The following is a 24,633-nucleotide window of genomic DNA, read 5'->3' as shown; positions in this document are numbered from 1 at the left end:
TCGTTAATATTCTGAACAGGTACGGACCAAGGCTCCAGCATGACCGGCATTCGCAAATATTCCCGCATCCCCTTCGTGGCGGATGCCCTGATCGAGACCGGTACGGAACGCATCCAGGCCCGTATTCTGGACATCTCGCTCAAGGGCGTCCTGCTCGCACTCGAAAGCAAGGCATCGCCCCCAGCCTCCGAACCCTACACGCTCTGCATCCGGCTCGCCGAGGCCGATACCGCCATCTGCATGGAGGCCGTGACGCGTAACAGGAACGCTGACAAACTCGGATGCGAATGGACGGGCATCGACATCGAAAGCATGACCAGCCTGCGTCGCCTGCTCGAACTGAACCTCGCGGACTGCGAACTCATCGAGCGCGAGCTGCATCAACTTCAACATCCTTGATTCCATGTTGCACGACTACCCCGAGTCCCCCGAAGAGGCCGCCTCCAACCTGCGCCTGGTCCTGCAGCTGATGGGGCAGCACGACATTACCCCCAACCCGCGCAACTTCGCTCTGTGTTACGAGTACGTGCTGGCGAGGAACCCCTCGCTGAACCGGGCCCTCGATGGATTCTTCGCGCATGGAAAGCGGCTGGATGAGGCCGCCTCGCACAACCTGTTTGACGAGCACATCGCCCATGGCACCCTCGGCAGCATGCAGCGCGCGCAGGATGAGCTCAAGCGCATCCTGCGCGCGGTCATGCTCCAGCTCTTGCAGACCGGCAATGATTTCGCCCAGTACGCCAACGGTCTTGGGCTGCACCTCAGCAAGCTCGAGAACGACCCCAACATCGAGCTGCTGCGCGAGATCACCCGCGAGGTGGTCAAGGAGCCCCGCGAGATCGAACGCTCCAGCAAGGACTCCTCCACACGCCTGACCAACGCCACGGAGGAGGTCGAGCTCCTGCGTAAGGAGCTCGAGGATGCCCGCCGCGAGGCCAGCACCGACCCGCTGACCGGCCTGCTCAACCGTCGCGCCTTCACCACGGTGCTGACCAACGCCATCGCCAAGGCGCAGGCCGATGACCATCCCCTCTGTCTGCTGATGCTGGACATCGACCACTTCAAGAACATCAACGACACCTACGGTCACCTGGTTGGCGACAAAGTGCTGCGCTTCATCGGTCGCCTTCTCGCCCAGGTGGTCAAGGGTCAGGACACGCTCTGCCGTTTCGGCGGGGAGGAGTTCGCCATCCTGCTGCCGGACACCGCCCTGCACGGTGCCATCCGCGTCGCGGAAACCATCCGCGGCCGCCTCAACGGCAGCCATCTGCGCCTTGCCGACAGTGGGCAGCTGCTGGGCGAACTCACTGCATCCCTCGGCGTGGCCTGCTACCGCCAAGGCGAATCCGTCGACGAATTCACCCAGCGGGCCGACAAGGCCCTGTACGAGGCCAAGCGCCAAGGGCGCAACCGGGTGCACCAGGAGTTCACCCCCCTGAGCTGAGGGGACAGCTGCCGCCTGCTAAGCTCGGAACAGCGGCCCAGACTAGCTGTTTTACAAGGGCCATCAGATCCAAGGAGATGACATGTTCAAACGCATCCTTGTCGCGGTGGACGGCAGTGACACCTCGGAACACGCGCTGACCCAGGCGATGGATCTTGCGCGCTCGCATGGCGCGCAGCTGCTGGTGCTGCACGTCGTCGAGGAGGTCTTCCTCAACGTCGGCGAGGAGATCGTCGATCCGCGCGCCCTCTGGCAGGCCCTGGCTGCCGGCGGGAAAAAGACCCTCGAGCGCTATGCCGAGCAGGTCCGGGCCGCGGGGCTCACGGCCGAATCCCGCCTGATCGAGCTGCGCGACCTGGGCGAGACGGTGGCCGGAAGCATCGTCAACGAAGCCGAGTCCTGGGGCGCCGATCTCATCGTACTTGGCACCCATGGCCGCCGTGGCTGGCGCCGCCTTTTGCTCGGCAGCACTGCCGAGGAGGTCGCCCGCCTGGCCAAGACCCCGGTGCTGCTGATCAGGAAGCCTTGACGGGCACCTGACCGCCCTCTCCAACTTGCGGGGGAGGACACATCCTCACGCTCGCCCGAGCATTGCCAGCAGCCCCTCCAAGGCGGCCATGACCGCCTGGGCACGCACCGCCTCGCGATCTCCCGCGAACAGGAAGTGCCGCGTCACGGTCTCACCCTGGCGCCGCGACCAGGCCATCCACACCGTCCCGACCGGCTTGGTGGGCGTGCCCCCCCCCGGCCCGGCAATGCCGCTGATCGCCACGCTCACGTCCGCCACGCTCTTTGCCAGCGCACCTTCGGCCATCGCCCGAACCGTCGCCTCGCTGACCGCGCCGTGCTCCTCCAATGTCTCTCGCCTCACCCCCAGCATGTCCTGCTTGGCTGCATTGCTGTAGGTGACAAAGCCACGATCAAACCAGCCGGAGCTGCCCGCCACATCCGTCACCGCCTTGGCCAGCCAGCCGCCGGTGCAGGACTCCGCCGCCGCCATCATCATGCCCTGCTGCGCCAGCAAGGCCCCAAGACGCCGTGCCAGCTCGCCGATCCGCCCCTCATCGTTCATCGCACACTCCCAGCTCTCGCGGTTAGAATGCCCTGATTATGCACAAGCCGACGCTGGATCTTTCCGCCCACACGCCGATGATGCGCCAGTACCTGACGCTCAAGGCGGATTTTCCCGACACCCTGCTGTTCTACCGCATGGGTGACTTCTACGAGCTGTTCTACGAGGACGCCCGCAAGGTGGCGGCCCTGCTCGACCTGACCCTCACCCACCGCGGCCAGTCGGCGGGCGAGCCGATCCCGATGGCCGGGGTGCCCTACCACGCGGCCGAAGGCTACCTCGCCCGCCTGGTGAAGATGGGCGAGTCGGTGGCGATCTGCGAGCAGATCGGCGATCCGGCCACCAGCAAGGGCCCGGTGGAGCGCAAGGTGGTGCGCATTGTCACCCCCGGCACCCTGACCGATGAGGCCCTGCTGGAAGACAAGCGCGACAACCTGCTCGCCGCCATGACGCCCGGCAAAAAAGGCTGGGGCCTGGCCTGGGCCGAGCTCGCCAGCGGCCGCTTCCGCGCCATGGAGCTGCCCGATGACGAGGCCCTGGCCAGCGAACTGGCCCGCCTCGCCCCCGCCGAACTGCTCCACCCGGAGGATACCCCCGTGCCACCGGCCATCGCCGAGCTGTCCGGCCGCCGGCCGCGCCCGGCCTGGCACTTCGGCCATGCGAGCGGGGAGCGCACTCTGTGCAGCCAATTCGGCGTGCACGACCTTTCGGGCTTCGGCTTGGTGGGTCATGAGCTTGCCATCGGCGCGGCCGGGGCGCTGCTGGCCTACCTCAACGATACCCAGCGCGCCGCCCTCCCCCACCTCACCGGCATCGGCCTCGAACGGCGCGAGGATGGCCTGCTGCTCGACCCCGTGGCGCGCCGCAACCTCGAACTGGACAGCTCCCTGTCCGGCGAGCGCCGCCACAGCCTGCTCGGCGTGCTCGATGGTACGGTCACTGCCCTCGGCGCGCGCGAGCTGCGCCGCTGGCTGCACCGCCCGCTGCGCGACCGTGCCACCCTGCTCGCCCGCCAGGAGGCCATCAGCGCGCTGATCGAGACCCGCGCCTTCGAGCCCCTGCAGGATCTGTTACGCGAAACCGCCGACGTGGAGCGCATCCTCGCCCGCATCGCCCTCAAGAGCGCCCGCCCGCGCGATCTCTCGGCCCTGCGCCACACCCTCGGCCAGCTGCCGGGGGTTTTTGCGAGCCTCGCCGACCTCGACCGACCGGCCCTCCAGCCCGTGCAGGACCGGCTGCAGCCGCTCCCCGAGGCCCATCACCTGCTCACCATGGCCATAGCCGAACCGCCCGCGGCCCTGCTGCGCGATGGGGGGGTGATTGCGGAAGGCTTCGATGCCGAGCTGGACGAGCTGCGCGCCCTGTCGGTCAATGCCGACGCCTTCCTGCTCGAACTGGAACAGCGCGAGCGCGAGCGCACCGGCATCCCCACCCTCAAGGTGGCCTACAACCGCGTGCACGGCTTCTACATCGAGCTGACCCGCGCGCAGGCGGAAAAGGCCCCGGCCGACTACCTTCGCCGCCAGACCCTCAAGGGCGCGGAGCGCTACATCACCCCGGAACTCAAGGCCTACGAAGACAAGGTGCTCTCCGCCCGCGAACGCGCCCTGGCGCGGGAGAAGCTGCTGTTCGAGGACCTGCTGGACACCCTGATCGGGCACCGCGAGGCTTTGCAGCGTGTGGCCGAGGGCATTGCCCAGCTCGATGTGCTCTGTACCCTGGCCGGACGCGCCGTGGCGCTCGACTGGTGCCGCCCGCAGCTTAGCGACGAGCCCGGCATCGACATCCAGGGCGGCCGCCACCCGGTGGTGGAGGCCACCCTGGAAGCCCCCTTCATCGCCAACGACACGACCCTCACCCCGGAGCAGAGCCTGCTGCTCATCACCGGCCCCAATATGGGCGGCAAGTCCACCTACATGCGCCAGACCGCGCTGATCGTGCTGCTCACCCATATCGGCAGTTTTGTTCCCGCAAGCGCCGTGCGCATCGGCCCCATCGACCGCATCTTCACCCGCATCGGCGCCTCGGACGACCTGGCCACCGGACGCTCGACCTTCATGGTGGAGATGACCGAGACCGCCAACATCCTCCATCACGCCACGAACCAGAGCCTGGTGCTGATGGACGAGATCGGCCGCGGCACCAGCACCTTCGACGGCCTGGCCCTGGCCTGGGCGGTGGCGGAAAGGCTGGCCGCGCTCGGCGCCTACACCCTGTTCGCCACCCACTACTTTGAACTCACCCGCCTGCCCGAGCAGCTGCCCAACGCGCGCAACGCCCACCTCGCCGCGGTGGAGCATGGCGAGCGCATCGTCTTCCTGCACAGCGTGCAGGACGGCCCGGCCAGCCAGAGCTACGGCCTGCAGGTGGCGCAGCTGGCCGGGGTGCCGCGTAAGGTGATCGAGCGGGCCCGCAAGCGCCTGCGCGAACTCGAGACCCCGGACCGGGGCGAAGCCCTGCCCCAGCTCGACCTGTTCGCGAGTCCCGCCGTCGTGGAACCTGAACCCTCGCCTGCCCTGGAGGCTTTGCGCGAGCTCGACCCCGACGCGATGAGCCCGCGCCAGGCGCTGGAGGCCCTCTACCGCCTCAAAGAGATGCTCTGACCTCCCATCGGCCCGAGGCAGATTGTTTCAAAGGGGGTTGAAACAGCCTGGAGGGCGGGCCTCCTACAGGCCATCCCAGCCTTTTCCACAGCCCCATCCACGGAAAATGTGGACAACCCCCTCATCCTCGAAGCACAGTCGTAGGAGCGACGCCCTCGTCGCGACCCTCCATTGGCCCGAGGGCGGGCTTCCTACAGGCCATCCTGGTCTTTTCCACAGACCCATCCACGGAAAATGTGGAAAAACCCCATGCCCCTCCAATCCGCGGGTGTGGCGGGGCATCCACATGGGCTAACATCAGGCATACCCACTTTCCAAGAAAACACTGAGAAACTCAGAATGTGGCACGTTCCCTCCCCCTGGCGGGGGAGGGTTAGGGAGAGGGGGACTGAGTTGCAAAAGATGATCACCCCTCCCCAAGCCCCTCCCCCTTGATGGGGAAGGGGCGAATCATCGGTCAAGACCTATTCACAGAGAACCACACCATGGCCTTCGTCGTCACCGACAACTGCATCCAGTGCAAGTACACCGACTGCGTGGAGGTCTGCCCGGTCGACTGCTTCCACGAGGGGCCAAACTTCCTCGTCATCGATCCCAACGAGTGCATCGACTGCGCCCTGTGTGAACCCGAATGCCCGGCCAAGGCCATCTACTCGGAAGACGACATCCCCTCCGATCAGGTGAAATTCATCAACCTCAACGCCGAACTGGCACAGAACTGGCCGGTCATCACCCGACGCAAGGACCCGCTGCCGGAGGCGGCCAAATGGGACGGAGTTCCCGACAAGCTCAAGCACCTTGTGCGCTGATCTGGCTTAACAGGCCGTTGAAAAAGTCTTTCAACGGCCTGTTAACGCAAGCCATGGAAGGCTTGCACGCAGATCAATCACTCCAAGTGATTGATCTGCGGAGACCGTCGCGGACATGCGCCGCGACGGGCGAGTTGAAAAAGGGCAGGAAGCCCTTTTTCAACAACCTGTTAAACCCGGATTTTCCATTGGACCGGCCTGTCTTGCGCCAGAGAAAAGTCTGGCGCTTGGCCTACGCAGGCCGCCATACTCCCGCGTTCCAATGGAAAATCCGGGTTAAAATGGGCGATTCACGGAATCAATGAACGCCCAGCATGAGCCTTGATCACGCCGCCCCGACGCCCGCGACCCACTTCATCCGCGCCATCATCGACGCCGACAACGCCTCCGGCAAATGGGGCGGCCGTGTCGAGACCCGCTTCCCGCCCGAACCGAACGGCTACCTGCACTTTGGCCACGCCAAGAGCATCTTTCTGAACTTCGGTCTGGCGCGGGACTATGGCGGCGCATGCCACATGCGCTTCGATGACACCAACCCGGTCAAGGAAGACCAGGAATACGTGGACGCCATCCTCGAGGACGTGCGCTGGCTCGGCTTCGACTGGGGCGAACACCTCTATTACGCCTCCGACTACTTCGACAAGCTGTACGCCTTCGCCGAAACCCTGATCCGGGGCGGCCACGCCTATGTCGACTCGCAAACCGCGGACGAGATGCGCGCCAACCGGGGCACGCTGACGGAGCCCGGCAAGGACAGCCCCTTCCGCAACCGTTCGGTCGAGGAAAACCTCGACCTGTTCCGCCGCATGAAGGCCGGTGAGTTCCCGGACGGCGCACACATCCTGCGCGCCAAGATCGACATGGCCTCGCCCAACATCAACCTGCGCGACCCGGCCATCTACCGTATCCGCCATGCCCACCATCACCGCACGGGCGAGACTTGGTGCATTTACCCGATGTACGACTACGCCCACTGCGTGTCGGACGCGCTGGAAAACATCACCCACTCGCTCTGCACCCTCGAATTCGAGGATCATCGCCCGCTGTATGAATGGTTCCTCGAACGCCTGGCGGATGCAGGCCACTTCACCCGCCCGCTGCCGCAGCAGATCGAGTTCTCGCGCCTGAACCTCAACTACACCGTGCTCTCCAAGCGCAAGCTGATCCAGCTGGTCGAGGGCGGCCATGTGGAGGGCTGGGACGACCCGCGCATGCCCACCCTCAAGGGCGCGCGACGGCGCGGCTACACCCCTGAGGGGTTCAAGCTGTTCACCGACCGCATCGGCATTTCCAAGTCCGACAGCCTGATCGACATGGTGGTGCTCGAGGACTGCATGCGCGAGGATTTGAACGAGCGCGCCGAGCGCCGCATCGCGGTGCTCGACCCGCTCAAGCTGGTGCTGGTCAACTACCCCGAGGGCCAGTCCGAGGACTGCTTTGCCCCCAACCACCCGCAAAAGCCGGAGCTCGGCAAGCGCGCCGTCCCCCTCTCGCGTACGCTCTGGATCGAGCGCGAAGATTTCATGGAGAACCCGCCCAAGGGCTACTTCCGCCTTAAGCCCGACGGCGAGGTGCGCCTGCGCTACGGCTACATCATCAAGTGCACGGGCTTCGACAAGGATCCGAACGGCAACGTGACCTGTGTCTACGCCGAGGTGGATTTCGACACCAAGTCCGGCACCCCCGGCGCGGATGCGCGCAAGGTGAAGGGCAACATCCACTGGCTTTCCGCCGCCCACGCGGTGGAGGCCGAGATCCGCATGTACGACCGCCTGTTCGCCCACCCTGCCCCCGGCGCCCGCCGCGAGGGCGACGCCCCGGACGCGGAACGCGACTTTTTGGACGACCTCAACCCCCACTCCAAGTCTTCCATCCGCGCCATGCTCGAACCTGCGCTCGCCCAGGCCCTGCCGGAAACGCGCTTCCAGTTCGAGCGGCATGGCTACTTCGTGGCCGACCAGAAGGACCATCGCACGGAGCGCCCGGTGTACAACCGCACCGTGACCCTGCGCGACTCCTGGGCCAAGGGCGGGGCCTGATCCCCCCGGCCGACCTCCAGCGACCACCCGGATACAGCATGCACCTCCGCCCGATCAGCGAGATCATGACCGCGCACGTCATTACGGTGACGCGCGAGACCCCGGTCCTGGAAGCCCTGCGCATCATCGATACCCAGCGCCTGAGCTGCGTGGTGGTGGTCGAAGGCCCTCGCCCGGTGGGGGTCTTCACCGAATGGGATGCCGTCACCCTCCTCGCCCGCAGCCCGCAGGTATCGCATCAATGCGTCGATGAGGTCATGCAGCCGCCGCTCTTGATCGGCGCCAAGGTCGATGTGCGCGAGGCCTACCAAGGCATGGTCGAGGCGGAGGCGCTCCAAGCCATCGTGGTGGACGAGGCAGGCCACCTGCGCGGACTGGTGACCGAGGGCGACTTGCTCCACTTCATCGATACCGCCCAGCTGGTCGAGCTCAAGCCAGTCTCCAGGGTGATGCTGCGCGACCCGCTCGAGCTCCCCCCGGAGGCCTCCCTCGCCGAGGCAGCCCAGGGCATGACCGCCCGCCAGTCCGGCACGGTGCTGGTGACCGTGGATCGTCGCCCGGTCGGCATCCTCACCGAGCGCGACATGGTGCATCTGATCCGCGAGGGCCGGACCGCCGACTCAACCCGCCTTATTGATGTGATGAGCCGCCCGGTGCAAACCATCAGCGAGCATGCCCCCCTGCGCGAAGCCGGCCATGGCATGGAGCAGGCAGGCATCCGCAGGCTGGCCGTGGTGGACGGCGAAGGCAGGCTCATCGGCCTGCTCACCCGCCACGAGGTGGTCAGGACGCTGCAAGGGCGTTACCTCGAGTTCCTGCGCGACATGCTCAAGCAGCAGGGCAAGGATCTCAGCCGGACGCGCCAGAAGCTCGAGGAGACCCGGCGCGAACTCATCTACCGCAGCGTGATCGCCCAGGTCAATGACGCGGTGATGGTCATCGATGTCGCCACTGGGCGACTGATCGAGACCAACGACCAGGCCGACACCCTGCTTGGCTACGCGCGCGAATCCCTGCTCCAGCGCCATGCCTGGGAGATCTGTGCATCCATCGGGAACGCGGAGGGCTGGGCATCGTTCGCCCAAGAGTTGTTGCAGGCGGGCACGCGCCTGCTGGAATCCACCCTCCGGGCCTGCGATGGCACCCTCATCCCTGTGAAAACCAGCCTGCGTTACGTCGCAAGCCCGGACGGTCGCTACGTTGTCGCCCTGGCGCGTGATATCCGCGAGCGCAAACAGGCCGAGGAGCGTCTGCGCCGCAGCGAAGCCCAGCTACGCGAGGCCCAGCACATCGCCCACGTCGGCAGCTGGGAGCTGGATCACCCCACGGGTGAACTGATCTGGTCGGACGAGGTCTTCCGCATCTTCGAGATCGAGCACATTGCCTTCGGCGCTGACTACCCTGCCTTCCTCGCCCGCGTGCATCCCGACGACCGCCTACTCGTCGACCAGGCCTTCCAGCAGCACCTGGCCACCCGCGCCCCCTACGACATCGTCCATCGTCTCCTCCTCGCCGACGGCCGGATCAAGCATGTACGCGAACAGTGCGAGACCAGCTTCGACGCCCACGGTCTTCCGCGGCGCTCAGTCGGCACCGTGCATGACATCACCCACCTCAAGGAGACCGAGAACCGCCTGCGGGAGACCCAGGACATGCTGCGCCTGGTCATCAACACCATCCCGCATGCCGTGTTCTGGAAGGATCGCGACAGCCGCTATCTGGGCGGCAACGAGAGCTTCGCCCGCAGCGCGGGCCTCCGCAGCGCCGAGGAGCTGGTCGGCAAGCGCGACGAGGATCTTGCCTGGAGGGATCAGGCCGCGCTCTACCAAAAGGATGACGAGGAGGTGATGGCCAGCGGCGTCGCCCGCTACAGCTACATCGAACCGCAGACCAGCGCCGACGGCCACCTGATCTGGCTGGAAACCAGCAAGGTGCCGCTGCGCGACGCCCGGGGCACCGTCTTTGGCGTCCTGGGCATCTACCAGGACGTGAGCGAGCGCCACCTGAGCGAGGCGCAGCTGCGCCAAGCCGCCGCCGTGTTCGAGAACACCCGCGAAGGCGTCATCATCACCGACGCCAAGGGCCAGATCGTGGCCGTCAACCGTGCGTTCAGCGAAATCACCCAATACGCTCCCGAGGAGCGTCCTGGGACACTCGCCTTCCTTGCTCAAGTCGGGACGCCACGGCCCGGATTTCTACCAGTCGCTGTGGAGCAGCCTGCGGGCCCAGGGGCACTGGCAGGGCGAGATCTGGAACCGGCGCAAGGATGGCGAGCTCTACCCCGAACTGCTGACCATCAGCAGTGTGCTCGATGACGAAGGCAGCGTCACCCACTACGTCGCCGTGTTCGCGGACATCAGCCAGCTGAAGCGTTCCGAAGAACAGCTCACGCAGCTGGCACACTACGACCAGCTCACCGGCCTGCCCAATCGCCTGCTGCTGCAGTCCCGCCTGGAGCACAGCCTCGACCGCGCGCGCCGGGAGCAGCGCAAGGTGGCGGTCATGTTCCTCGATCTGGACCGCTTCAAGAACGTCAACGACAGCCTCGGCCACCCGGCCGGTGACGAGCTTCTGTCCCTCATCGCCCACCGCCTTCGCGGGCGCCTGCGCGAAGAGGACACCCTGGCACGCCTCGGTGGTGACGAGTTCGTGCTGGTGCTGGAGGACCTGCGCCATCCCGACGAAGCGGCCCGCATCGCCCTGGAAGTCATCGAGCTCCTCTCGCAGGGCCCCTTCAGGCTCGGCGGCGGCCACGAGGTCTACATCGGCGCCAGTATCGGCATCAGCCTCTACCCCGGGGACGGCCAGGACCCGATGGAGCTCATCCGCAACGCCGACGCCGCCATGTACCAGGCCAAGATGGCCGGCCGCAACACCTACCGTTTCTACACCGAGGAACTGACACGCAAGGCCCAGCAGCGCCTTTCGCTCGAAACGCGCCTGCGCCAGGCCCTGGAGACGGACGAGCTGACGGTCTTCTACCAGCCGCAGATCGAGCTTGCCTCCGGACGCTTGGTGGGGGTGGAGGCCCTGGCGCGCTGGATCCACCCGGACGAAGGCCTGATCCCCCCCACGCAGTTCATCCCTCTGGCGGAAGAATCAGGGCTCATCGTGCCCCTCGGCGAGCAGATTCTGCGCAAGGCCATGATCCAGGCGCACGCCTGGCACCTGGGCGGTCATGCGGGGCTGCGCGTGGCGGTCAACCTCTCCTCGCGCCAGTTCCAGCAACCCGACCTTCCCGGTCGGCTCCTCGCGCTGCTCAAAGAAACCGGGCTCGACCCGGACTGCCTGGAACTCGAGATCACCGAGAGCATGCTTCTCGAGCAGGGACCGGGCGCCCTGCATACCCTGGAGCGCATGCGCAGCCTCGGGGTCAGCCTGTCCATCGATGACTTCGGCACCGGCTATTCCTCCCTCGCCTACCTCAAGCGCCTGCCGGTCCACAAACTCAAGATCGACCAGAGCTTCGTGCGCGGCATTCCCGACGACCTCCGGGACATGGAGATCGCCGCCACCATCATCGCCATGGCCCGCAACCTCCGCCTCGAGGTGCTGGCCGAGGGGGTGGAGACCAAGGCCCAGCTCGCCTACCTGCGCTCCAGGGGCTGCGACCTGGCCCAGGGGTACTACTTCAGCCCCCCGGTTCCGGCGGAACAGCTCGGCCCCATGCTTGCTGCGGGTGGCGTGCCGCTCCCCGCCATGGAATACACCCCTTCCCGCTGCCCAGCAGGCGCTGAATAATCTGGAAACCGCCCCCCCCATGGTTTACAGCCTGGGACAAACCTCGGGAGGGGCATCAGTCGAGCGGGCGCCCGGCCGTTTCCACCGGACAGGTGGGCATGATGCATGACGCCCGGCCCTTCACCAACGCCTGAAGCTCCCGCAGGCTGTCCCGGTAGTCCGCATTGCCTGGATCGAGGGCGATGGCACAGCGCACCGCCTCCAGCGCCTGCTCCCCACATGGGCCCCGAGCCAGGGCATAACCAAGATTGTTCCACAGTGCGGCATCACGCGGGGCCACCCGCACACCATGGCCCAGACTGTCGGCAGCTTCCTGATCGAGCCCCAGCCGGTAGGCGAGGTTCCCCCGCGCCAGCCAGGCGAAAGGGGCCTGCGGCCATTGCTCTGTGGCCACGCGGAAACTGCGGAGGGCGGCGTCGGACTGGCCGCTCTGCTCGAGATCGAGCGCGGCCCGCACGTAGTCCAAGGGCATGGCTGACGCGGGCATCCCGCCGGGCGGTACGACCACGCGGGCCCAGTAGCCTCCCCGCCGCCAGGTCGCCTCGAACACACCCATCGACATCAGGTAGCGCCGGGTGACACCGGAGCGCAGCATGACCTCGCCCTCCCGCAAGTCATAGCCGACGACGACCGCGTAGTGCCACTTCGGCCACCACTCCAGCCCGAGGTTCTGCAACACAAGCACTGGATGCCCCGCCGCCACCTCGCGCAGCACGGCCTCGAGATCGGCCGCCAACGGGTAGACCAGCATGCCGTGGCGCCGGGCCGCGGCCTCCATCTCGATGGACACACTGCCCTCACGCGCCGGCAGGTAGACCTGGTCAACGAGCTGGTCGGGCGACACGGCCAATCCGCGCTGCGCAAGGACGGTGGCCAGTGCCGCCGGTCCGCACTGGTAGCGCGCCTGGGCGAAGAAGGGGGTGTCGACCAGCTCGTGACGCAGTGGCAGCTGGTCGGGATGGGACTGCTGCAGGCGCGCGGTCTGGATGGCGTGGCTGCAGGCGGTCAGGATGGCAACGAGAAAAAGCGTGCCCCCGAATCTGAGGACACGCCATGGCAGGCGCATCGATTACTTGTTGATGTTATGGACGAAGCTGAACACGTCAGTCGCGCCGAGCATATCGGTGATGACGAGGATGATGAACACCGCGAGGACGAACCCGAGGACATCCCCGCCCGCCGGCATTTCCTGGATGCCCTGGTTGAGCTGGCGCACCTCCTCGTCGGTCATGGCGGCCACGCGCTCCCTGGCCGCGGCGGGATCGACCCCCATCGCGACCAGCTGGTCCCGCACGTCCTGACGGTCGAGCAGCGTGGCCAGCCCGGCACGATCCATCTTCTGCTGCGCCTGCTGCAACACCGTGGGGCTGTCCACCATGGCGGCGTAGGCCGGGCTCAGTTGGGCCCCCAGGAGGGCAACGGAAACCAGGGGCACTCCGACCATCTTTTTCATGTTCAGACTCGGCATGGCTCTCTCCTCACGTCGGAAAAGGTTTGCCCAGAGAGCGTAGCCCACCGGATGCTCATCCGCCGTCAATCCTCCGTACGTCCCGGAGCTGCCGCGACGCGGGCGTGCTTGAGCTCGACACGCTCGATACCGGACAGCAGACGCAGGCGGCGCAAAAGCTCGCCCGCGGGGGCAATGCGCCAGGCATCTCCCAGCACCATGTGCCCGCGCGCCTGGCCGTTGCGCACATCGAGCAGGACGGGGCAGCGACCGGGCCGGAAGGGGGCCAGGGTCTCAGCCAGGCGCTCGACCCCGTCCGGCCCGAAGCCCGCGCCCAGCACCAGGCGTAGCTCGCGCGCATAGGCCTCGCGCGCCTGGTCCAGGGTCATGAGGTTTTTCACCCGCAGGCGCACGCCGCCGGAGAAGCTGTCGAAGCTCGCCCCGCCTTCGAGCACCAGCACCTGGTCCTTGCCGAGCTGCTCGGCATGGCGCTTGTAGTCCTCCGGGAACAGGCGCGCCTCGATGCGCCCGGTGCCGTCGTCCAGCAGCAGGAAGGCCTCCTTCTCGCCCTGCTGGGTGATGCGCGGGCGCACGCCAATCATGAGCCCGGCGACCACGACGTTGCGCTCCTGTGGCCGCCCGTTGGCCTTCGGCGCCATGTCCTCGAGCTGGCCGGTCAGCTCGCCGAAGCGCATATCGGTGAACTGGCGGATCTCATCCATCACGCCCTGGATGGGATGGCCGGTGAGGTAGAGACCGAGCACGTCCTTTTCCTGGGCCAGGCGGTCGAAGTCGTCCCATTCGGGGATTTCGACCACCGGCACCGGCGCCTCCTCAGCCGCCGTGTCCTCGGCGAACATGCCGAACAGGTCACCCTGCCCGGCGGCCTCCTGCTCGGCCGCATGCTCCGCCAGCCGCAGGGCGTCCGGCAGGGCGGCCATGAGCGAGGCACGATTCGGGCCGAGGCCATCCAGGGCCCCGGCGCGGATCATGGCCTCCAGCACGCGGCGGTTGAGACGGCCGCGGTCCACGCGACGGACGAAGTCGTGCAGGTCGCGGAAGGCCCCCCCTTGGGCCCGAGCCTCCAGCACGGACTCGATGGCGCCCTGCCCCACGCCCTTGATGGCGCCGAGGCCATAGACCACGGTGGCGTCGTCGCGCACGGTGAAGCGGTAGTCGGAGTCGTTGACCCGCGGCGGCTCGACCTTGAGCCCCATCTGCCGGCACTCCTCGATCAGGACCACGACCTTGTCGGTGTTGTCCATGTCGGCGGACAGCACGGCGGCCATGAAGGCGGCTGGATAGTGCGCCTTGAGCCAGGCGGTCTGCACCGACACCAGCGCATAGGCGGCGGAGTGCGACTTGTTGAAGCCGTAGCCCGCGAACTTCTCCATCAAGTCGAAGATGTAGCCCGCGACGCCCGCATCCACGCCGCGCCCGGTCGCGCCCGCGAGGAAGATCTCGCGCTGCTTGGCCATCTCCTCGGGCTTTTTCTTGCCCATCGCGCGGCGCAAAAGGTCCGCGCCACCCAGGGTGTACTGCGCCAGCACCTGGGCGATCTGCATCACCTGTTCCTGGTAGACGATGACGCCGTAGGTGGGCTTGAGGATGGGCTCAAGATCGGGGTGCGGGTACTCGATGGCCGCGCGACCGTGCTTGCGGGCGATGAAGTCGTCCACCATGCCGGACTCGAGCGGACCGGGGCGGAACAGCGCCACCAGCGCGATGACATCCTCGAAACAGTCTGGCTGCAGGCGGCGGATGAGATCCTTCATGCCGCGCGATTCGAGCTGGAACACCGCCGTGGTCTGGCAGGCCTTGAGCAGGTCGAAGGCCTTGCGGTCGGCGAGGTCGATCTGGCTGATGTCGATGGGCGGCTCGCCGGCCTTCGCCCGGCGGGCGTTGATGGTCTTGACCGCCCAGTCGATGATGGTCAGGGTGCGCAGGCCAAGGAAGTCGAACTTGACCAGGCCGATCTGCTCCACGTCATCCTTGTCGAGCTGGGTAACGATGCCCTCCTCGCCTTCGGCACGGTACAAGGGGCTGAAGTCGGTCAGTGGGCCGGGGGCGATCACCACGCCACCTGCATGCTTGCCCGCATTGCGCGACAGGCCTTCGAGTTGCAGGCCCATGTCGAGGATCGCGCGCACCTCCTCATCGTTGTCGTAGCGCTGCTTGAGATCCTCGGCCTTCTCCAGGGCCTCGCTCAGGCTGATACCGAGCTCGTTCGGGATCAGCTTGGCGATGCCATCGACGAAGCCATAACCGTTGCCGAGCACGCGCCCCACGTCGCGCACCACCGCCTTCGCCGCCATGCTGCCGTAGGTGATGATCTGGGAGACGCTCTCGCGGCCGTAGGTGCGGGCCACGTAGTCGATCACCTCGTCGCGCCGCTCCATGCAGAAGTCGACATCGAAGTCGGGCATGGACACCCGCTCGGGGTTCAGGAATCGCTCGAACAGCAGGTCGTAGGGAATGGGGTCGAGGTCGGTGATCTTCAGCGCGTAGGCGACCAGCGAGCCCGCGCCCGAACCCCGCCCCGGCCCGACCGGGATGCCGTTGCGCTTGGCCCACTGGATGAAGTCGGCCACGATCAGGAAGTAGCCGGGGAAGCCCATCTGCAGGATGGTGCCCAGTTCGAACTTCAGGCGCTCGAAATACAGGGCGCGTTTCTGCTCGGCCCCCGGTGACCCTTCGGGGGCGATCACCGCCAGGCGTTCCTCGAGGCCCTTTTCCGCCTCAAGGGTGAAAAACTCGCCCTCGCTGAGCCCCTCGGGGATCGGGAACTTGGGCAGGACCGGCTTGCCCAGGGACAGGCCGACCGAGCAGCGACGGGCGATCTCGACCGTATTCTCGATGGCCTCCGGCAGATCGGCGAACAGCTCGATCATCTCCTCGGGCGAGCGCAGGTACTGCTGCTCGGAATAGCGGCGCGGGCGCTTGGGATCGTCGAGAATGCGGCCCTCGTGGATGCAGACGCGCACCTCGTGGGCCTCGAAGTCCTCCGGGCTGAGGAAGCGCACGTCGTTGGTGGCAACGATGGGTGCGCCCATGGCGGCAGCGAGGTCCACGCTCTTGTGCAGCACGTCCTCCTCACCGGGGCGTCCGGTGCGGCTGACCTCGAGGTAGAAGCGGTCCGGGAAGACATCCATCCAGTGCGCAAGCAGTCCCTCGGCCTGCCCGGGCTGGCCCCCGAGCAGGGCTTGGCCGACCTCGCCCTCGCGCCCGCCGGAGAGGGCGATGATCCCCTCGCAGGACGCACGGCTCAGCCAGTCGCGCTCGAGCATGGCCACCCCGCCCGAGAGCCCCTCCAGGTAGCCTCGCGAGACCAGCCGGGTCAGGTTGCGGAAGCCCGCCTCGTTCTGCGCCAGCAGCACCAGGCGGGAGGGCTCCTTGTCCGGCAGGCCCTTGAGGATGGCGTCCACGCCGAAGATCGGTTTGATGCCACTCTCCTGCGCCGCCTTGTAGAACTTCACAAAGGCGAACAGGTTGCACTGGTCGGTCAGCGCCAGGGCCGGGATGCCCAGTTCCTTGGCCCGCTTCATCAGCGGCTTGATGCGCAGCAGGCCATCGACCAGCGAGTATTCGGTATGCAGGCGCAGGTGGACGAAGGCGGTCATGACAGGCGTCCCATGGTTTCCATCTCCAGTGCCCGCAGGTCCTCCATCTCCTCCGCGGTGAAGCCCGCGTGCATGCGGCCAAGCTCGTCGTAGGGCCCGCGGATGCGGCCGGCCATGTACTCGGAGAGCAACGCGCGGAAGGTCGCGCGCGCATCCAGACCGCGCTCGGTGCAAAGAAAACGGAACCAGCGCGTGCCGATCTCCACGTGGCCGATCTCCTCGCGGTAGATCACGTCGAGGATCTCGACCAGGCGTATGTCCCCCACCTCGCGCAACCTGGCCTGCATCCCCGGAGTGACGTCCAGGCCGCGCGCCTCCAACACGCGCGGCACCAGGGCCATGCGAATCAGGGCGTCGTCGTCGGTGCGGCGTACCATCTCCCACAGGCCATCGTGCGCGGGGTAGTCGCCGTAGTCCCGCCCCTGATCGTTCAGGTAGGCGCGCAGGAGTTCGAAGTGATGGGCCTCCTCCACCGCGACGCGAATCCAGTCGGCATAAAACCCTTCAGGCAGGCCGCGGAAACGGTAGGCCGCGTCCAGGCCGATGTTGATGGCGTTGAATTCGATGTGGGCCAGGGCATGGGCCAGCGCCAAGCGGCCTTCCAGTACCGATACCGGGCGCTGGGCCAGGAGCCTGCGCTCGACCAGTTCGGGCCTGGCAGGACGGCCGGGGTCGGGCACCGGCATGGCCATGCTGCCCTGCTCCACGGCCAGCCGCCCCGCGGCAAAGTCCTGCGCAAGGCGGCGCACGCAGGCCGCCTTGCGCGCGGGATCGGACTCCATCAGGCAGGCATGGGCCGCGTCGTGAACGTTGGACAAGAAAACCTCGAAACAGGCTCAGAGATCCATGGGATGCGGGAACTTCCGCACGAAGGCCGCGAACTCGGCCTCGAACTCCCGATACAGCTTGATCGCATGCTCGCCGCGCGGGGTCAGGCGCGTGCCGCCGCCATGGGCGCCACCGGTCTCGGTGACCACCATCGGGGAGTCGCCCAGACCGTTCAGCTCCTCGACCAGCTGCCAGGCGCGCTTGTAGGACATGCCGATGGCCTTCGCGGCCTGGCTGATCGAGCCTTTCTCGGCGATCGCCTCCAGCAGCTGAACCTTGCCCACGCCAAGGTAGCCCCCCTGGCCCCCGGTGATCCACAGGCGCGCGCGGACATGCCCGCCATACGGCGTGCCGGGCAGCTTCGGAGGGGCTTTCGAGGGTTTGCTGGACATGGACGGAAGTATACCATCCACGGATCCCCTCATTCCGGATGATCCCGACCATGTGGACGACCGACCAGGTCCTTGGCGGCATGCCCGTCGAAACCTTCCTGCGCGACTACTGGCAGAAGAAGCCGCTCCTGATCCGCCAAGCCTTTCCAGGCTTCCTGGCCCCCGTCACCCCCGAGGAGCTCGCAGGGCTCGCCTGCGAGGAAGGCATCCACAGCCGCATGGTGCTGGAGGAAGGCGGCAGCAAGCCCTGGGAGCTGCGCTACGGCCCGTTCAGCGAGGAGGACTTCGCCCGCCTGCCCGAGCGGGGCTGGTCGATCCTCGTCTCCGACGTGGAAAAGGCCGTCCCGGAGCTGATGGCGATCATCGAACCCTTCCGCTTCATCCCGGACTGGCGCATCGACGATCTGATGATGAGCTACGCCCCGCCCGGAGGCTCGGTCGGCGCACACGTCGACCAGTACGACGTGTTCCTGCTCCAGGCCTGGGGACGGCGACGCTGGATGATCGAATCCACCCCGCGCGACGACGAGAACGCCTACATCGACGGGCTGGACCTGCGCATCCTGCGCGAGTTCAACCCCGACCAAAGCTGGGACCTGGAACCGGGGGACATGCTCTACCTGCCCCCGGGCATCCCCCACCACGGGGTCGCCCTGAGCGAGTGCATGACCTGGTCGATCGGCTTCCGCGCCCCGGCACATGCCGACATCGTCGGCGCGGTGGCCGAGGCCCTGGTCGACCGCATCCCGCCCAAGCTGCGCTACAGCGACCCGGACCTCGCCCCGCAAGGCAACCCCGGCGAGATCAGCGCTGCCGCCCTCACCAAACTCACCCGCCTGGTGCGCGAGGCCCTGACCCCGGACGACGCCGCCCTGCAACGCATCCTGGGCGAATGGCTGACCGAGCGTAACCTCAACCTCGGCGGTCTGTTCCCGGACAATGAGCCGCTGAACCTCGACGAACTGCGCGAGATGCTGGAAGACGGCGCGGTGCTGCGCCGCGTACCCGCCGCCCGCCTGGCCTTCATCACCCAGCCGGGCAAGGTCCTGTTCTTTATGGATGGCGAGTGCGTGGAGCTGTCCGAGTCCGGGCGCGGGATGGTGGAGATGCTCTGCCGCGAGCAGCATGTCGACGCCGAGGCTGCTGCGAAGTATGGCGCAGCGATCTGGCCCCTGCTCCACCGCCTGTACGCCCGCGGCTGCCTGATGTTCACTGACGACGAATGAGGACTGCCCCCATGCTCGACCCCATCATCATCATCGGCATCGGCGAGATCGGCGCCGTGCTGGCGCGCGGCCTGCTGCGCCTGGGCCACCCGGTCTATCCGGTCAACCGCGACATGCCGCTTGCCACCGCCCACACCCTCAACCCCGAGCCGCAGGCTGTGATCCTGGCGGTCGGCGAGGCCGACCTGCAAACCTGCCTGCGGGACATGCCCACGCCATGGCGTGATCGCCTGGTGCTGCTGCAGAACGAGCTGTTACCGCGCGACTGGGAATCCCACGGCCTGACCCACCCCACGATCATGTCGGTCTGGTTCGAGAAAAAGAAGGGCCAGGACAGCAAGCCCCTGCTCCCCTCCCCCGTGTATGGCCCGCATGCGGGGCTGATCGTCAGGGCCATGGCCAAGGTCGATCTACCGGCCCGCGAAGTGGGCGACATGGACACCCTGCTCTGGGAGCTGGTGCGCAAGAACGTCTACATCCTCACCACCAATATCTGCGGGCTGGTCACCGGGGGTACCGTGGAGGAGCTCTGGCGCGAGCACGAGGCCCTGGCGCGCGAGGTGGCGTCGGATGTGATCGACCTGCAGGAGTGGCTCTCCGGTAGGAACTTCGACCGCGAGCGGCTGCTCCAGGGGATGCTGGAGGGCTTCGCTGGGGATCCGGCGCACAAGTGCATGGGCCGCAGTGCCCCAGCGCGCCTGGCGCGGGCGCTGGCCTTGGCGGATCAGGCGGGGCTGGCAGTACCAGCGCTGCGCCGCGTGGCTCAAACTTCGGGCTGAGCCGCCAGAAGGCACTCCGCCAGACGGAAATCCAGCGCCGTGTCGATGTCCACCGAACGCTCGGCAGGCATCACATGGGCCACGGTTTCCTCGCTCAGAAAGCTGCGGGTCTTGCGCAGCCACTCCACCCGCGCGACGTAGACCGCGCCATTGAGGGTGTAGAGGGTGGGCGCCTCCTGCCGGCGTTGCGGGCGCTGCGCCGCATCGAGAAACGGCACAAGCCGCCCCGTCGCATCCACCCTGAACATCCACCACGGCAAGGCCGGAGATTCGCTCACGCTCACGCAGGCCGGCGCGCCGGTCTCCAGGCAGCGGGCGATGGCCTGGTCGATGTCCTCCGCGCTGCGCAGCGGCGAAGTCGGTTGCAACAGGACGACCCAGTCCACCGGCGGCAGCTGATCGAGGGCATGGAGCACGACATCCATGCTAGGGGTGTCGTCCTGCGCCAGTTCTGCCGGGCGGACGAAGGGCGTCTCGGCCCCCGCCGCCCGCGCCACCGCGAGGATGGCAGGATCATCGCTGGAGACCACCACCCGGGTCATGAAGCGCGAGCCGTGCGCGGCCTCGATGCTCCACTGGATCAGCGGTTTCCCCGCGAGGGGCAGGATGTTCTTGCCCGGCAGCCCCTTGCTCCCACCCCGCGCAGGAATGAGGGCGAGAATATTCGGCCGATCGGCTTCAGCCATGGCGGAGGACCTGGAGCGCGTCCTGCTGGGCCAGCTCGAAGTCGTTCATCCGCCCGATGTCGAGCCAGTATTCGTGCACCGGGAACATCCGCACCTCCCGACCGGCAACGATCTGCTGCTTGAGCAGGTCGGGCATGTCCACCCGAACCCCTGCCTGCATGCCATGCACGACCTGGGGGGCGAGGACGTAGATCCCCGCGCTGACGAAGAAGTGGTGCACCGGCTTTTCGATGATGTCGAGGATGCGCTGGCCCTCGTGCTCGATCACGCCATACGGCACCTGGAAGTCGTACTGGCGGGTGCAGACCGTGGCCGCCGGGGTGTGACGATCATGATCCTGCAGCAGGGCCTCGTAGTTCACCCGGGTCATGATGTCGCCATTGACGACGATGATGGGGCGCTGGACTGCCTCCTTGGGCAAAAGACCCAGGCAGCCCGCGGTGCCAAGCGGGGTATCCTCGTGGATGTAGTGGATGTTCACCCCCCAGCGGCTGCCATCCTGGAAGTGCTCGATGACCTGCTCACGCAGGTAGTGCACCGAGATGTAGAAGCGGTAGAAGCCGTAGTCGATCAGATCCTGCAGGATATGCTCAAGCATCGGCTTGCCTGCCACCGGCAGCATGGGCTTGGGGCAGGTGTCGGTCAATGGGCGCAGGCGGGTACCAAAGCCTCCGGCCATCAGGAACACCGGATTCTCCAGCCGAGGACGCTTGAGCAGGTCGGTTAGGGTCTCCAGCCCAAGCAACACCCCCTGCTCATCCACGATCGGCACCTGCAACACCTGGGCACTGCCCAAAAGGCGCATGGCCTCCTCGCGGCTGTAGTGGCGGGGCAGGACGCGCGGCTGGGTATTCATGACCTCGGCCACCGGGGCGCTCAGGGGCAGATGGCGCAAGATGCCGCGGCGAATGTCCCCGTCGGTGACCGTACCGAGCAGCTTGCCAGCATCATCCACCACCAGCGCAATGCGCTTGGCGCCCTGGTCGATGACCTCGATAGCCCGGTGAATGCTGTCTTCCGGCTTAAGCAGGATGCTGCGCCAATCGAAGCTCATGATCCTCTCTCCTCACAACGGCTTGTCGGGATGACCGGGGATATGCCGCACCCTGGGCGGGAGATCGCGGCGTACCGTCGCTCCCGCGGCCACCTGGGCCCCTTCACCAATCCGCACCCCCGGCAACACCACAGCCCCAGCGCCAATAAAGGCCCCCTCGCCCACCCGTACCCCACCACAGAGGACTCCCCCGGGGGCGAGGTGGGCATGGGCGCCAATCTGACAGTCGTGATCCACCCGGCAGCCGGTATTGAGCAGGGCATCTTCACCGATCAGGCAACCCGGCTGAATGACCGCCCCGGCCATGACCTGGGCCCCCCGCTCGATAAGCACGTCCCGTGCCACGATGGCCGAGGGGTGGATCAGGGTGGGGGTGTCGAGCCCCAAGTGACGCACCCGGCGGTAGAGGTCGGCGCGCAGGGTAGGACGGTGCGGCAGCAGCCCCAGGCCCAGGACATAGGTATAGTCGCCTGCCCTCTCGCCTTCGAGCCAGCCGTCATCCCCCAGCACCGGCAGCCCCTGCACGTCCGTCCCGGCCGCAAGGTCCGGCGTCAGAAATCCGGCAACAGGCCATCCAAGGCAGCGCAGCACATCCAGCACCACCCGCGCATGACCGCCATGCCCCAGAATGACGATCGGCTTATTCATCCAGCAAGGCGCCTGCCTCGTAATCGCGGGAGGCCGGCCGACCCAGGAGCTCCCAATAGCGCATCGGCACCATCCCCGTCCCCGGCCGCAGGATGGCGATGTGCTCGGGGCCAAGGCGCTCCCCGGCGCGGATGACGGTGCGGGCGACGAGGCTCTTGCGCGCGACCTGGGCGGTGGAGTGCTCGGCCAGGGTTGGACGCTTGATGCCATCGCCCAAGGCCTGGCCGATGGTACGGATACCCTGGATCATGGCCGCAAGCTCATCAGGCTCCAGCGAGGCGGCATGGTCCGGCCCCGGCAGGCTGCGGTCGAGGGTGAAATGTTTCTCGATCACCGCCGCCCCCCGCGCCGCCGCGGCCAGGGCGATGGCCGTGCCTTGGGTGTGGTCCGAATAGCCCACCGGCACGCCAAAGGCCGTATGCAGGGTGTCCATGGCGCGCAGGTTCACGTCCTCCGGCGCAGCGGGGTAATCGCTGGTGCAGTGCAGCAGGGTCAAGCCACGGCGCAGGGCGGCCTGGCCTTCCGCGCTGGCATAGGCGGCGCGGAAGGCCGCGGGCGAGGGCTGCTCCTTGCCCCCGGCGATGCGGCCAAAGGCGATGACCCCCAGCGCCTCCTCCACCTCCGCCAGGGTAGCCATGCCGGTGGAGACGATCAGTTCGCAACCGCTGCGCGCATGGTCAAGAAGAAATGGGGCGTTGGTCAGCTCGCCCGAGGGGATCTTCAAAAGCTCCAGGCCCAACTCATCGCGCAAAAAGCGCAGGCTCTCGCCATCGAAGGCGGTGGAGAGAAAGCGCAGCCCCCGCCGCTCGGCCTCGGCCTTCAATTCATGGTGCAGGGCAAACGGCAGCTCCAGGCGCTTGAGCATCGCAAACTGCGACTCGGCCGCGCCGGTGGCCTGTTGCTGGTAGGCCGCCTTGGGGGCCTCGCGGGTGACCAGGGCTTCGGCCTTGAAGGTCTGAAACTTGACCACGTCTGCCCCCGCGCGCGCGGCGGCCTCGACCAAACCAAAGGCCAGCTCGGGCTGACCGTTGTGATTGACACCAGCCTCGGCAATGACCTGAACGAGGTTCATGGGCACTCCACGGGAAGGTCGTAGAAAGGCTTGCGCGCCAGGCTGGCGGGGTCCACCCGGCGGAGGATCGCCAGCATCCGCTGGGCGGCATCGCCCGCACCGTAAGGATTGACGACCTTGGCGAGGCTGACCTGGAACGCAGGGCTGAGGGCCTGGCGGATGGCCACCTCGATCTGCGCCGCGCGGGGACCGCAGTCGATCACACTCGCCGCCCGAAGCCGCCCGCGCTGGCGGTCGCCAATGTTCACCGTGGCCGTGCCGACGCTCGGGGCCTCGATGATCCCGCTGGAGGAGTTACCAATCACGACCGAGGCCTCGCGCAGCAGGGAGAGGTAACGCACCTGGCCGAGGCTGGCAAACAGGCGGCAACGCGCAGGGTGACGGGCGACGTAGTCCTCGAGCAGGGGGATGATGGCCCTACCGCCGGGGTCGGCATTGGGCAGGGTAAAGACGATGTGCGCCGCGGGGAAGGCATCCAGGGCGGTCAGCAGGGCGCGGCACTGGCTCGCAGCGTCCTCGGCGTCCAAGGTGGCGGGGTGGAAGGTGACGAGGAAGGTCTCTGGCGCAAGGGCGAACCCCAGCGCCCGCTCCAGTTCAGCACGATCCAGCAGCGGTGTGCGGGTGAGGTGATCCAGCCCAGGCGCCCCGACGGTGAACACCCGCTCCGGGAGCTCGCCCATCTGGATGACCCGCCGCCGGTAGGGCTCCGCCGCGGTGAAATGCAGGGCGGCAAGCTTGGTGATGGCATGGCGGAAGCCCTCATCCAGTGCGCCCTCGGTCACCTCGCCGCCGTGGATGTGGACAATCGGTATGCGCTGGACGAAGGCCGCCGCGGCCGCCGCGAGCATCTCGAAACGGTCGCCGAGGATGACCACATACTCCGGGGCCAGCCGGGCGAAGGCGTCGGCGAAGCCGATCATGCCCACCCCCATGGCCCGTGCCACCGCCTCGGCAGCGTCCGAGTGCAGGTCGAGATCGACCCGCGCCGCGATGGGAAAGACATCGCGCTCGATCCCCTCCACCGTGTGACCGAACTCCGGCATCAGGTGCATGCCGGTGACGATGAGCTGCAGCTCGAAGTCCGGCGAGGCGTGCAGGTCGTGGATCAGCCAGTAGAGCAGTCCGTAATCCGCTCGCGTGCCGGTGATGACCGCGATCCTGCGCCGCTGCATC

Annotated in this window: 20 protein-coding genes and 1 pseudogene; 10 read left to right on the top strand and 11 right to left on the bottom strand. The window is 67.0% G+C overall.

Annotated elements, in window-relative coordinates:
• Window positions 1-39 precede the first annotated feature (39 nt).
• From V6D91_RS00710 to V6D91_RS00700, 3 genes are all read left to right on the top strand, one after another.
• Window positions 40-399, top strand: a complete 360-nt coding sequence (locus tag V6D91_RS00710) for a PilZ domain-containing protein (protein ID WP_347317266.1) — start codon at window positions 40-42, stop codon at window positions 397-399.
• Window positions 400-403: 4 nt separating this feature from the next.
• Entirely contained in the window at window positions 404-1,444 is a 1,041-nt protein-coding gene (locus V6D91_RS00705) for a GGDEF domain-containing protein (protein ID WP_347317265.1), read from the top strand.
• Between the two features lie 82 nt (window positions 1,445-1,526).
• Window positions 1,527-1,973, top strand: coding sequence for a universal stress protein (locus tag V6D91_RS00700; RefSeq protein WP_347317264.1), 447 nt, complete (start codon window positions 1,527-1,529; stop codon window positions 1,971-1,973).
• A gap of 45 nt (window positions 1,974-2,018) precedes the next feature.
• On the opposite strand, the gene pncC is transcribed toward V6D91_RS00700, so the two are convergent.
• The gene (gene pncC / locus V6D91_RS00695) at window positions 2,019-2,516 is read right to left on the bottom strand and encodes a nicotinamide-nucleotide amidase (RefSeq protein ID WP_347317263.1); all 498 of its coding nucleotides are present in this window, start codon (window positions 2,514-2,516) and stop codon (window positions 2,019-2,021) included.
• Between the two features lie 38 nt (window positions 2,517-2,554).
• Between pncC and mutS the strand changes: the two genes are divergently transcribed.
• The 5 genes and pseudogenes from mutS (at window position 2,555) to V6D91_RS00670 (ending at window position 11,708) form a co-directional block, all read left to right on the top strand.
• Window positions 2,555-5,119 (top strand): DNA mismatch repair protein MutS, encoded by a 2,565-nt coding sequence (gene mutS / locus V6D91_RS00690; protein WP_347317262.1) that lies wholly within the window; start codon window positions 2,555-2,557, stop codon window positions 5,117-5,119.
• A 485-nt stretch (window positions 5,120-5,604) separates the two neighbouring features.
• Window positions 5,605-5,928, top strand: coding sequence for a ferredoxin FdxA (gene fdxA / locus V6D91_RS00685; RefSeq protein WP_347317261.1), 324 nt, complete (start codon window positions 5,605-5,607; stop codon window positions 5,926-5,928).
• 314 nt (window positions 5,929-6,242) lie between these two features.
• A complete protein-coding gene (locus V6D91_RS00680) occupies window positions 6,243-7,967 on the top strand; it encodes a glutamine--tRNA ligase/YqeY domain fusion protein (protein WP_347317260.1) in 1,725 nt (574 codons plus the stop codon).
• Between the two features lie 38 nt (window positions 7,968-8,005).
• Window positions 8,006-10,057, top strand: a pseudogene (locus tag V6D91_RS00675) (CBS domain-containing protein); the annotation flags it as partial.
• 73 nt (window positions 10,058-10,130) lie between these two features.
• A complete protein-coding gene (locus V6D91_RS00670) occupies window positions 10,131-11,708 on the top strand; it encodes an EAL domain-containing protein (RefSeq protein ID WP_347317259.1) in 1,578 nt (525 codons plus the stop codon).
• A 55-nt stretch (window positions 11,709-11,763) separates the two neighbouring features.
• Here V6D91_RS00670 and V6D91_RS00665 read toward each other — a convergent pair whose 3' ends face one another.
• From V6D91_RS00665 to V6D91_RS00645, 5 genes are all read right to left on the bottom strand, one after another.
• Window positions 11,764-12,774 (bottom strand): PA2778 family cysteine peptidase, encoded by a 1,011-nt coding sequence (locus V6D91_RS00665; protein WP_347317258.1) that lies wholly within the window; start codon window positions 12,772-12,774, stop codon window positions 11,764-11,766.
• A 3-nt stretch (window positions 12,775-12,777) separates the two neighbouring features.
• The gene (locus V6D91_RS00660; RefSeq protein WP_347317257.1) at window positions 12,778-13,176 is read right to left on the bottom strand and encodes a DUF6627 family protein; all 399 of its coding nucleotides are present in this window, start codon (window positions 13,174-13,176) and stop codon (window positions 12,778-12,780) included.
• Window positions 13,177-13,241: 65 nt separating this feature from the next.
• Window positions 13,242-16,775: a DNA polymerase III subunit alpha gene (gene dnaE / locus V6D91_RS00655; RefSeq protein WP_347317256.1), complete on the bottom strand. Its 3,534-nt coding sequence runs from the start codon at window positions 16,773-16,775 to the stop codon at window positions 13,242-13,244.
• A complete protein-coding gene (locus tag V6D91_RS00650; RefSeq protein ID WP_347317255.1) occupies window positions 16,772-17,593 on the bottom strand; it encodes a ferritin-like domain-containing protein in 822 nt (273 codons plus the stop codon). Before V6D91_RS00650 ends, dnaE begins: the two co-directional genes overlap by 4 nt.
• A gap of 18 nt (window positions 17,594-17,611) precedes the next feature.
• Window positions 17,612-17,995, bottom strand: a complete 384-nt coding sequence (locus V6D91_RS00645; RefSeq protein ID WP_347317254.1) for a LysR family transcriptional regulator — start codon at window positions 17,993-17,995, stop codon at window positions 17,612-17,614.
• A gap of 50 nt (window positions 17,996-18,045) precedes the next feature.
• Between V6D91_RS00645 and V6D91_RS00640 the strand changes: the two genes are divergently transcribed.
• Together V6D91_RS00640 and V6D91_RS00635 are read left to right on the top strand one after the other, a co-directional pair.
• Window positions 18,046-19,221 (top strand): cupin domain-containing protein, encoded by a 1,176-nt coding sequence (locus V6D91_RS00640; protein WP_347317253.1) that lies wholly within the window; start codon window positions 18,046-18,048, stop codon window positions 19,219-19,221.
• A gap of 11 nt (window positions 19,222-19,232) precedes the next feature.
• Window positions 19,233-20,000: a hypothetical protein gene (locus V6D91_RS00635; RefSeq protein ID WP_347317252.1), complete on the top strand. Its 768-nt coding sequence runs from the start codon at window positions 19,233-19,235 to the stop codon at window positions 19,998-20,000.
• Here the strand turns inward: V6D91_RS00635 and V6D91_RS00630 are convergent.
• From V6D91_RS00630 to neuC, 5 genes are read right to left on the bottom strand one after another with little or no spacing between them, the layout of a single operon-like run.
• Window positions 19,985-20,686 (bottom strand): acylneuraminate cytidylyltransferase family protein, encoded by a 702-nt coding sequence (locus tag V6D91_RS00630; RefSeq protein WP_347317251.1) that lies wholly within the window; start codon window positions 20,684-20,686, stop codon window positions 19,985-19,987. The two genes, V6D91_RS00635 and V6D91_RS00630, sit on opposite strands and share 16 nt — an antisense overlap.
• Window positions 20,679-21,740 carry a nucleotidyltransferase family protein gene (locus V6D91_RS00625; RefSeq protein ID WP_347317250.1) on the bottom strand — a complete coding sequence of 354 codons (1,062 nt, stop codon included), beginning with the start codon at window positions 21,738-21,740 and terminating at the stop codon, window positions 20,679-20,681. The genes V6D91_RS00630 and V6D91_RS00625 overlap by 8 nt, the downstream gene beginning before the upstream one ends.
• A gap of 12 nt (window positions 21,741-21,752) precedes the next feature.
• Complete coding sequence (locus V6D91_RS00620; protein ID WP_347317249.1) at window positions 21,753-22,388, bottom strand: acetyltransferase; 636 nt, start codon at window positions 22,386-22,388, stop codon at window positions 21,753-21,755.
• Window positions 22,381-23,460, bottom strand: a complete 1,080-nt coding sequence (gene neuB, locus V6D91_RS00615) for an N-acetylneuraminate synthase (RefSeq protein WP_347317248.1) — start codon at window positions 23,458-23,460, stop codon at window positions 22,381-22,383. The genes V6D91_RS00620 and neuB overlap by 8 nt, the downstream gene beginning before the upstream one ends.
• Window positions 23,457-24,632 carry a UDP-N-acetylglucosamine 2-epimerase gene (neuC, locus tag V6D91_RS00610; protein WP_347317247.1) on the bottom strand — a complete coding sequence of 392 codons (1,176 nt, stop codon included), beginning with the start codon at window positions 24,630-24,632 and terminating at the stop codon, window positions 23,457-23,459. Before neuC ends, neuB begins: the two co-directional genes overlap by 4 nt.
• Between the last annotated feature and the right edge of the window lies 1 nt (window position 24,633).

The organism is Thiofaba sp. EF100 (genome assembly GCF_039822285.1).
Lineage (GTDB): Bacteria > Pseudomonadota > Gammaproteobacteria > Halothiobacillales > Halothiobacillaceae > Thiofaba.
This window is presented reverse-complemented; position numbering and strand designations above follow the sequence as displayed.

Bases quoted from the DNA above. Each gene is read 5' to 3' on its own strand.
- neuB (WP_347317248.1), bottom strand. From the start codon at position 23,460: ATGAACCTCGTTCAGGTCATTGCCGAGGCTGGTGTCAATCACAACGGT.
- pncC (WP_347317263.1), bottom strand. From the start codon at position 2,516: ATGAACGATGAGGGGCGGATCGGCGAGCTGGCACGGCGTCTTGGGGCC.
- mutS (WP_347317262.1), top strand. From the start codon at position 2,555: ATGCACAAGCCGACGCTGGATCTTTCCGCCCACACGCCGATGATGCGC.
- dnaE (WP_347317256.1), bottom strand. From the start codon at position 16,775: ATGACCGCCTTCGTCCACCTGCGCCTGCATACCGAATACTCGCTGGTC.
- V6D91_RS00700 (WP_347317264.1), top strand. From the start codon at position 1,527: ATGTTCAAACGCATCCTTGTCGCGGTGGACGGCAGTGACACCTCGGAA.
- V6D91_RS00625 (WP_347317250.1), bottom strand. From the start codon at position 21,740: ATGAGCTTCGATTGGCGCAGCATCCTGCTTAAGCCGGAAGACAGCATT.
- V6D91_RS00660 (WP_347317257.1), bottom strand. From the start codon at position 13,176: ATGCCGAGTCTGAACATGAAAAAGATGGTCGGAGTGCCCCTGGTTTCC.
- neuC (WP_347317247.1), bottom strand. From the start codon at position 24,632: ATGCAGCGGCGCAGGATCGCGGTCATCACCGGCACGCGAGCGGATTAC.
- V6D91_RS00710 (WP_347317266.1), top strand. From the start codon at position 40: ATGACCGGCATTCGCAAATATTCCCGCATCCCCTTCGTGGCGGATGCC.
- fdxA (WP_347317261.1), top strand. From the start codon at position 5,605: ATGGCCTTCGTCGTCACCGACAACTGCATCCAGTGCAAGTACACCGAC.
- V6D91_RS00665 (WP_347317258.1), bottom strand. From the start codon at position 12,774: ATGCGCCTGCCATGGCGTGTCCTCAGATTCGGGGGCACGCTTTTTCTC.
- V6D91_RS00635 (WP_347317252.1), top strand. From the start codon at position 19,233: ATGCTCGACCCCATCATCATCATCGGCATCGGCGAGATCGGCGCCGTG.
- V6D91_RS00705 (WP_347317265.1), top strand. From the start codon at position 404: ATGTTGCACGACTACCCCGAGTCCCCCGAAGAGGCCGCCTCCAACCTG.
- V6D91_RS00640 (WP_347317253.1), top strand. From the start codon at position 18,046: ATGTGGACGACCGACCAGGTCCTTGGCGGCATGCCCGTCGAAACCTTC.
- V6D91_RS00645 (WP_347317254.1), bottom strand. From the start codon at position 17,995: ATGTCCAGCAAACCCTCGAAAGCCCCTCCGAAGCTGCCCGGCACGCCG.
- V6D91_RS00620 (WP_347317249.1), bottom strand. From the start codon at position 22,388: ATGAATAAGCCGATCGTCATTCTGGGGCATGGCGGTCATGCGCGGGTG.
- V6D91_RS00680 (WP_347317260.1), top strand. From the start codon at position 6,243: ATGAGCCTTGATCACGCCGCCCCGACGCCCGCGACCCACTTCATCCGC.
- V6D91_RS00630 (WP_347317251.1), bottom strand. From the start codon at position 20,686: ATGGCTGAAGCCGATCGGCCGAATATTCTCGCCCTCATTCCTGCGCGG.